Below are 8210 nucleotides of genomic sequence, written 5' to 3'. Positions count from 1 at the left end.
TTTAGATCCTCTGTTGCGTAGCTGGTTGTTGGAGGATATTGGCCGCGGCGATCGCTTTCCCGGAGCGTAAATTATTTATAGATCAATTCGTTTGAGGCTCAATCTGACAGATGGTATCCAACGCCCAATCGTTTCGTACCCACGTTTGTCCACTTCTCTGTCAATGCGAATCAGAAAAGCAGTAATAACATATAGATATATAGAGCAAAATTTGCTGTAACCACCAAAAAAATCAGTTCCAGCCTAATGCTTCACTGATTTGTGTTGCTAGTTTCAAGGGACGGAAAGGCTTGGCAAAGACAGCAGCTACATCTAAGCCAGTAAAGCTTTCTTGATCGGACTCCTGGACTTTGGCAGTTAGTAAAATTACGGGAATTGAATTAGTGACGGGGTTAGCCTTCAGTTGTTGTAGAGTGGCACGCCCATCCATATCAGGCATCATCATATCTAGTAAAATGACATCAAGCTTAGAGTTGGCAGCTATATTCAACGCTTCCCGACCAGAACAAGCAGTCAATACGTTCCAACCAGCACCCATTTCTAATCCCAATTTTGCGATCGCCTGCACATCTTCTTCATCATCAACAATCAAGATATTTCTGCTCATATTGTCACTCTCAGATGATATGTGATGCTGATTAGCTTGATTAGTCTTCAGCTATTTTAGAATGCAATCGGGCAGAAGTAGGGGAGATTTGGGTAATTAAAAGCTGTTATTGAGAGTCTGTTAAAGGTAACAGTACATAAAAGGTACTACCTTTGCCTAAAATGCTCTGAACCCAGATTTTACCATCATGTTGCTGTATGATATCTCGGCAAATAGCAAGTCCTAAACCTGTTCCTCCTTTGTTGCGGGAGTCAGATGCGTCTACCTGCTGAAAACGCTCGAAGATTATTTGCAATTTATCTTCAGGAATTCCTCGCCCTTTATCTTGGATCGTAATTAAAAGAAAGTTGGGTGATGAAGGCTGATTTTCTTCAGACTCAACGCCTCTGGATTCTGAGAGAGTGGCACTTATCCAAACAGTGTCACCTGGTTCAGAAAACTTAATCGCGTTGCTCAGTAAATTGGTGAGGGTTTGCAGAAGGCGATCGGGATCTGCCCAAAGTTCTACTGCTACGGGATTTATAATTAGTCGAACTTGTAATTTATCCGCCATTGCTTGCATTGCTTCCGTTGCCGTAATTAGCAAGTCTGCGGCGTTGCACTTCGCCTTCCGTGTGAAGATTTTGCCCGATTTCATCCGCTCTAAATCGAGAATATCGTTCACTAAACGAATCAGGCGTTCGGTATTAGTGGTGGCAATGCTCAGGACTTTTTGCCCCTGTTCATTCAGAGTTCCCAGTTGTCCTGAACTCAATAAATCTAATGCTCCCATTGTGGAAGTTAAAGGTGTACGCAACTCATGACTGACTAAAGAGATAAATTCGTTTTCTAAACGTTTGCGTTCTGTGATGTCATTGGCAATTAATAAAGCACATGGTACTCCACCTAAGTCAATTAATTCGAGAGATATCAGTATGGTTTTGAGTTCTCCAGATTTAGTAGAAAATTCAAATTCTAGATTATACAGTGAGCCAGTTTCCGGCAGAAGTTGAATTGTTTGAGCGATCGCGGCTGTGTTTTTACCTAAATTCAATCCGGTAGCAGTATCTCCAATTACTTCCTCTAAACAGTAGCCGCTCATCTTCAAGAAGCTGGGATTAACATCAATAAAACGAGCTTCGGAAACTGTAGTGATCGCAATTGGGTTGGGACTAGAGCGAAAAACTTTAGCGAACTTCTCTTCTGCTTTGGCGCGTTCAGAAATTTCCTGCTGCAACCGCTCATTTTGGGCTTGGAGTTGTCGTTGCAGTTTCCAAATGGTCAAATGATTTTCAATTCGTGCTAAAACCTCTTCTAGCTGGAAAGGCTTAGTGATGTAGTCCACCCCACCAACTGTAAAAGCTTTTACCTTATCTAGCACATCACCCAAAGCGCTGATAAAAATTACCGGAATTTCACGGGTGCGATCGTTTGCCTTTAGGTGTTGGCAGACTTCATAGCCATTCATCTCAGGCATATTCACATCCAGCAAAATCAAGTCGGGGGGAACTGCATTTGCTCCCCGTAAACCTGTAGAACCTTTAGTAACACTCCTAACTTTATACCCCTGTTCCGTCAGCATGGCAGATAGAAGATTCAGGTTTTCTGGCGTGTCATCAATCACCAGTATGTCTGCTTTGGGAAAGTTGACTGACTCTTTAGGCATGGCAATATCGACTTTAGCCACAATAGGCTACTAATTGTTTCTAGAGATTTTAACCTTAGTTCAATGTCTTAATAATCAGTTACAGAAAAAATAGCAGTTACCCATTTATCTACCCTAGTTCTCCCCGATTAATTTCTAATATTAAAAACATCAAATCAAGTTTGTAAATCACTTACTAAATTACACAACAAGGAGTAACTTGTATGCAAAATGCAACCATGCGTAAACCAACTATTCTTGCATCAGGAGAAGGGAATCAATTTTCAGTTATTGGTGCACAGTTCACAACAAAAGTAACCGGAGAAGAGACTAATCAAGCGTGGACAATTTATGAAATTACAGATACAGAGGAAAATGGCCCACCACTTCATACTCACCCTTGGGAAGAGGCGTTTTATATTCTAGAAGGTGAACTAGATATCCAAATTGGTACAGAAACAATTTTGGCGTCACCAGGCTTTTTCGTTAACATCCCTCACAATACACCACACGGCTTTAAGATTCGTTCTGCTATTGCGAAATTTCTGGTTTTAATTTCACCCAAGGGCGCGAAAAAGTTTTATGAAGAAATGGGTCAAGTAGCAAATAGTACATCGCTAAATATGGAACAAGTACAGCCTGTTTTGAACAAATATGGATTGCAGTTTATTGCATGAAATTTTAGTTTGGGTGGATTTGGGCGCACATTTGTGTGCCCCTATTGGGACGATATATAAACACGCAGAGTTCGCGTTGTAAATCGCTTTCGTTGATAAATAAATCTATTTCTCCAAAAATTCCATGTACTCAATAACCAACAAGCAACTCTATTCCATACCAAAAACTGTCCGCTTTTTCGCTGCTACTGCCGTGAGTTTGGGTTTCACCGCTAGCCTTGTTTTTTACCCAAGCGCGAGTCAGGCGGGTAACGATACTGGAGTGCCTGCTGAACTCCAAGGCGAGTGGCGATATGGCCGAATCTCGTCCATCCAATACCAAGACAGTTACACAGGTCAGTCAGCAGCCCCAAACGGCTCTAGCGACCAATTCCAACTTGCATCTAATGGAAACTACAAGCGAAATAGGCTGATTCAAATCAACACCTACAACTGTGCGTCCAATCTCTTCATAGAGGAAAAAGGCAAAGTTAAGATTAAGGCTCAACGCCTTACTTTTCAACCCAGCGACAGCACATCTAAAGGGCAAATCTGCAATAGCGTGCGCACCTACTCTAGCCGCAATACAGCAAAGCCTGAGACTTACCAGTGGTCGATTGAGACGAATGATTACGGGCAGCAAGTTTTAGTACTTGAGACTGCCGATGGTCAGGGTCGCGCTCATTATGGACGACCTCAGTAAGCTAATGAGCATTCAATTTGTATAAAACCCAATACGCTGAGGTTAAGAATTTTTTCTCTCCCCTACCTCCCCTAGTTCTACCCGATTGTTTTCTAATCTACAAAATATCGAACTGAGGTTATTCTATGATTCACCATATTTCAATTGCTGTTAGAAACCCTAGCCATGTTGCTCAAGTTTTGGCGGAAATCTTAAAAGCGCCAGCTGTTCCCTTTCCTCCTAACCCAGGAAGTTATATGGTTATACCTTTTGATGAATACGGCACAGCCATTGAACTTTATCCTTTAGGTTCTCAAATAGAACCTGGTGAAGGTGATGAAGAATGCGTATTTGTACATACTGCTATTACTTCCAGATATACAGATATTCATGCAGCTATTTCTGTACCCATTAGTCAGCAAGAAATTGAAGAAATCGGTATTCGTGAAGGTTGGCGTGTAGTGCGCTGTAACCGCGATTCTTTCTTTGATGTGATTGAGTTCTGGGTGGAAAACAGGTTAATGATTGAATTACTAACACCAGAAATGGCATCTCAATATTTGAAATTTGCCACCCAGCAAGAAAATCTGAAATATTTTTTGGTAGAACCAGCTTTAGCCACAACTTGATAAATATTTATTGCAATCCTATTTTATTTGTAAGAATTGCAAACCGCAGATCCTCAACTGATCAAACAAGTTGGGGATTTTGTCGACTATAAGTCACTCAAAAACAAACTGATGCTTTGGGAAAGTTTTTTCATGTTGATGCAAGTTTGTTTATTTGTTGATTTTCTTTTCCCTGTGGGTGTTGAACCGACCTCAAAAGTACCGTAGGGAGGGCAGTTAAACTAATAATGTTTTCCCACCAATTGGTTGATGATATAAAGTCATTAGCTGGCTAGCATTTAAAGTTTCTACGGCATAAGCTTTTCCTGTTAAGTCGCTGAATTCTACTTCAAAAACTCCAGGTTCATATTCTTCTACAATCGTTCCTACTTGACCGCGATGCAATCCCAATTCTGGTAAGTCTTCAGTTAGGGCAACCACATCTAATAATTTCATTGGTATTACCTCATTGCTTAGATTACATAACAGGTGACTAGGCGGGGGAAGCCTTCATTATTACGCACTATCCAAACGCTTTGAATAATTGCTTGTTTATCTGAACGATTCAGGGGAAAATCAATGATATATTTTTGACCGTATGGATTCCTTTTACCAGGGATAGCATCATAATTTGCTACTGCTTGTAAAAGGATCACTTGTAATTCTTCTGCATCATCTAAATTTAAGCCTAGTGCAGATTTAAATACACGGGCTTTGTGTTTTCCTTGTGGATGGGGGTTGAGACAGTAACCCGCGATTTTATCTATTTCAACGATAGCGCATTACACGGTTAGGAAGTTTCATAATACTTTTGCTACAACCTTCTCCGCTTTTTTGACCTGGATATGACCTTTATGCAATGTACCCTAATTGCAAAAGACTAAGATTTCACCGCCGGATACTGTTTCAACACCTGCTTTAAATATTGCCCAGTATAAGACCTGGGATTTTTTGCAACTTCCTCCGGTGTACCCACAGCAATTAATTCCCCCCCTTTGTCGCCACCTTCTGGCCCCAAATCTATCACCCAGTCTGAACAGCGAATTACATCTAAGTTGTGTTCAATTACTAATATTGAATTGCCTTTATCTACCAATCTTTGTAATACATCTAATAATTTGTGGACATCGTAAAAAGATAACCCTGTCGTCGGTTCATCGATTAAATAAAGTGTCTTACCTGTGGCGCGTCGAGATAGTTCTGTTGCCAATTTTACCCGTTGCGCTTCACCACCAGATAAAGTAGTCGCAGGTTGTCCTAGTTGGACATAACCCAACCCGACATCAAATAAAGTTTGCAAACGCGCGATCGCTTTGGGGATATTCTGGAAAAAGTCTAAGCTTTCCTCAACTGTCATTCTGAGAACATCAGAAATTGACTTATCTTTGTACTTCACCTGCAAAGTTTCGCGGTTGTATCTTGCACCTTTACAAATTTCGCATTGTACGTAAACATCAGGGAGAAAGTTCATTTCAATAACATTCACACCCTGTCCGCTACAAGCTTCGCAACGTCCACCTTTAACGTTGAAGGAAAATTGTCCAGGTTTGTAACCTCTGGCTTTGGCTTCTACTGTTTGGGAAAATACATCTCGAATCGCATCGAAAATTCCTGTGTAAGTTGCAGGGTTTGAACGTGGCGTGCGTCCAATAGGAGATTGATCGATAACGATCGCTTTATCAATCGCATTTAATCCTTGAATCTTATCCAAATGTCTGGGTAAGGGAACTTTCTTAGTTAAATGGTGTTGCAGAGATGGGTACAGTAATTCATTAATCAGGGTAGATTTTCCAGAACCAGACACACCAGTAATGGAGACGAGTTTACCTAATGGAATGTCTACATCTATATTCTGTAAATTGTTGCGATGGGCATTTTTAATTCCCAAACTGCGCCCATTTCCTTCTCGGCGTTCTGCTGGTGTGGTAATTACTCGCCTTCCTGATAAATATGCACCCGTTAAGGAATCTTCTGCTGCTAATAACGTCTGAAAATCACCTTGGGCGATTATATTTCCGCCGTGAATTCCTGCACCAGGGCCAATATCAACAATGTGGTTGGCTGCACGAATTGTTTCTTCATCGTGTTCAACGACAATTAATGTATTACCCAAATCGCGCAATTTCGTTAAGGTTTTGAGCAATCTACCATTATCTCGTTGATGCAAACCAATACTTGGTTCATCTAAAACGTAGAGAACTCCTGTTAATCCAGAACCAATTTGCGTTGCTAGACGAATTCGTTGGGCTTCGCCACCGGAAAGGGTCATGGCGGGACGGTCAAGGGTGAGGTAATCTAAACCTACATCTAACAAAAATTGCAATCTGGCTTTGATTTCTCTCAGGACTAAATCAGCAATTTGTAACTGGCGATCGCTCAACTTAAATTGCTCAATTCTCTCCCGACAATCCCGAATTGATACGGTAGTCAATTCTAAAATTCCATATTGTCCTAACTTCACCGCCAACGCTTCCGGTTTTAACCGTTTACCCTTACAAACTTCACACGGTTGATCGATTAAATACTGCTCTAATTTTTGCTTAATTAGTTCAGAACCACCTTCATATTGCCGTTGCAAAATTGGGATAGCACCTTTAAAACTCTGCTTCCTTTGTGCTTCTGCGGCTCGTTCATCTTTCTCGCCAAACAAAATAATTTGCTGCTGTTCTTCTGTCAGCTTGCTCCAATTTGTTTGTAACTCAAACCCATAAATCTGTCCGACGCTATAGAGTAATTCCAAGTAATAAGAATTATCTTTTTCTGACCAAGGCGCGATCGCGGCATAAACTGGCGCTTCCCAGTCGGGTACGATCAAATCAGGCGCAAATCTCCTTAAAGTCCCGATGCCATGACAGTGCGGACAAGCACCATAAGGCGAGTTAAAGGAGAACAATCGCGGTGATAGTTCCTCCATTACCGCACCATGTTCTGGACAGGCAAAATTTTCCGAAAATACTAATTCTTCTTCTTTTTCTTGTCCGTCGTCACCAAGCAGACTCACCAGAATGGCCGCAATCCCACCCGATTGCTTGAGACACGTAGACAGAGAATCAACCAAACGTTCCTGAATATCAGCCTTTTTCACCAAGCGGTCAATTACCACTTCGATGGTGTGGGTAAAGTTTTTATCCAATTCAATGGAATCTGACAGTTCGCGGATCTCGCCATTGATCCGCACACGGACAAAACCTTGAGATGCCAGACTTGACAAAAGCTTACGATGTGTGCCTTTTTTACCCCGGACAACGGGTGCAAGAATTTGGAAGCGGGTGCGATCTGGTAATTCCATGATGCGATCGCACATCTCATCGATTGTCTGGGGGGCAATACAGCGATCGCATATCGGACAATGGGGTTCGCCAGCTCGACCAAACAACAGCCGCAAATAGTCGTAAATCTCTGTCACCGTACCGACTGTAGAACGGGGGTTATGAGACGTTGATTTTTGGTCAATAGAAATTGCTGGACTTAAGCCTTCAATGGCTTCCACATCCGGCTTATCCAGTTGTCCTAAAAATTGCCGTGCGTAGGCGCTGAGGGATTCCACATAGCGACGTTGCCCTTCAGCGAAAATCGTATCAAATGCCAGGGAAGACTTACCAGAGCCAGAAACGCCAGTGAATACGATTAGGCGATCGCGTGGCAATTCCAAGTCAATATTTTTCAGATTATGCTGCCTAGCACCCCGAATCCGAATGGTATTCTGGCTGTTGTGGCTGGGGTACGGAAGATGTCCATTCAAGGATGCTGCTAGCTGTTGGTCTGACATATTGGGCGGCGAAGAAGGAGTTTCTTATGAAACAGTCCTTAATAATACTATCTTTAATTAGTTTATAGTAGAACAATCGTACTGTTTTAATTAGTTATCATTCCAGATTCATGCCGCAGACATCCTTAACGCGATGTGCAACTTATCCTTAGAACCCCACTTCCATTCCTCTCTCCCACAGGGGGAGAGGCTTTGATTCTTGCTCCCCTTCCCTTGTAGGGAAGGGGTTGGGGGTTAGGTCTGAGATAAAGTTGCACACGGCGT

8 protein-coding genes are annotated in these 8210 nt (G+C 42.0%); 3 read left to right on the top strand and 5 right to left on the bottom strand.

All coding sequences use genetic code 11. The features are described 5' to 3' along the window. Positions 1–232: 232 nt before the first annotated feature. Positions 233–607, bottom strand: coding sequence for a response regulator (locus HWQ42_RS08250; RefSeq protein ID WP_292810907.1), 375 nt, complete (start codon positions 605–607; stop codon positions 233–235). Positions 608–713: 106 nt separating this feature from the next. Next, positions 714–2273 (bottom strand): ATP-binding protein, encoded by a 1560-nt coding sequence (locus HWQ42_RS08245; protein WP_292810904.1) that lies wholly within the window; start codon positions 2271–2273, stop codon positions 714–716. Positions 2274–2455: 182 nt separating this feature from the next. Here HWQ42_RS08245 and HWQ42_RS08240 point away from each other — a divergent pair, with 182 nt between their 5' ends. From HWQ42_RS08240 to HWQ42_RS08230, 3 genes are all read left to right on the top strand, one after another. Then, positions 2456–2908 carry a cupin domain-containing protein gene (locus HWQ42_RS08240; RefSeq protein ID WP_099104104.1) on the top strand — a complete coding sequence of 151 codons (453 nt, stop codon included), beginning with the start codon at positions 2456–2458 and terminating at the stop codon, positions 2906–2908. A gap of 124 nt (positions 2909–3032) precedes the next feature. After that, positions 3033–3590 (top strand): hypothetical protein, encoded by a 558-nt coding sequence (locus tag HWQ42_RS08235; protein WP_292810901.1) that lies wholly within the window; start codon positions 3033–3035, stop codon positions 3588–3590. Between the two features lie 125 nt (positions 3591–3715). After that, a complete protein-coding gene (locus tag HWQ42_RS08230) occupies positions 3716–4198 on the top strand; it encodes a hypothetical protein (protein ID WP_292810899.1) in 483 nt (160 codons plus the stop codon). A 216-nt stretch (positions 4199–4414) separates the two neighbouring features. Here the strand turns inward: HWQ42_RS08230 and HWQ42_RS08225 are convergent, their stop codons facing one another. The 3 genes from HWQ42_RS08225 to uvrA all read right to left on the bottom strand — a co-directional run bounded on the left by HWQ42_RS08225 (position 4415) and on the right by uvrA (position 7946). Next, positions 4415–4633 (bottom strand): DUF4926 domain-containing protein, encoded by a 219-nt coding sequence (locus HWQ42_RS08225; RefSeq protein ID WP_251958844.1) that lies wholly within the window; start codon positions 4631–4633, stop codon positions 4415–4417. A gap of 17 nt (positions 4634–4650) precedes the next feature. Further along, entirely contained in the window at positions 4651–4935 is a 285-nt protein-coding gene (locus HWQ42_RS35475) for a DUF6883 domain-containing protein (RefSeq protein WP_334812946.1), read from the bottom strand. Positions 4936–5057: 122 nt separating this feature from the next. Further along, complete coding sequence (uvrA, locus tag HWQ42_RS08215; RefSeq protein WP_292810893.1) at positions 5058–7946, bottom strand: excinuclease ABC subunit UvrA; 2889 nt, start codon at positions 7944–7946, stop codon at positions 5058–5060. Positions 7947–8210: the final 264 nt, after the last annotated feature.

The organism is Nostoc sp. JL23, from assembly GCF_017115065.1.
In the GTDB taxonomy this organism is placed as follows: domain Bacteria; phylum Cyanobacteriota; class Cyanobacteriia; order Cyanobacteriales; family Nostocaceae; genus Nostoc; species Nostoc punctiforme_A.
The sequence above is the reverse complement of the archived record's forward strand: the minus strand, read 5'-3'. Positions and strand labels throughout refer to the sequence as shown.

Coding starts and splice junctions, on each gene's coding strand:
- HWQ42_RS08250 (WP_292810907.1), bottom strand. CDS start 607: ATGAGCAGAAATATCTTGATTGTTGATGATGAAGAAGATGTGCAGGCG.
- HWQ42_RS08240 (WP_099104104.1), top strand. CDS start 2,456: ATGCAAAATGCAACCATGCGTAAACCAACTATTCTTGCATCAGGAGAA.
- HWQ42_RS08235 (WP_292810901.1), top strand. CDS start 3,033: ATGTACTCAATAACCAACAAGCAACTCTATTCCATACCAAAAACTGTC.
- HWQ42_RS08230 (WP_292810899.1), top strand. CDS start 3,716: ATGATTCACCATATTTCAATTGCTGTTAGAAACCCTAGCCATGTTGCT.
- HWQ42_RS08225 (WP_251958844.1), bottom strand. CDS start 4,633: ATGAAATTATTAGATGTGGTTGCCCTAACTGAAGACTTACCAGAATTG.
- uvrA (WP_292810893.1), bottom strand. CDS start 7,946: ATGTCAGACCAACAGCTAGCAGCATCCTTGAATGGACATCTTCCGTAC.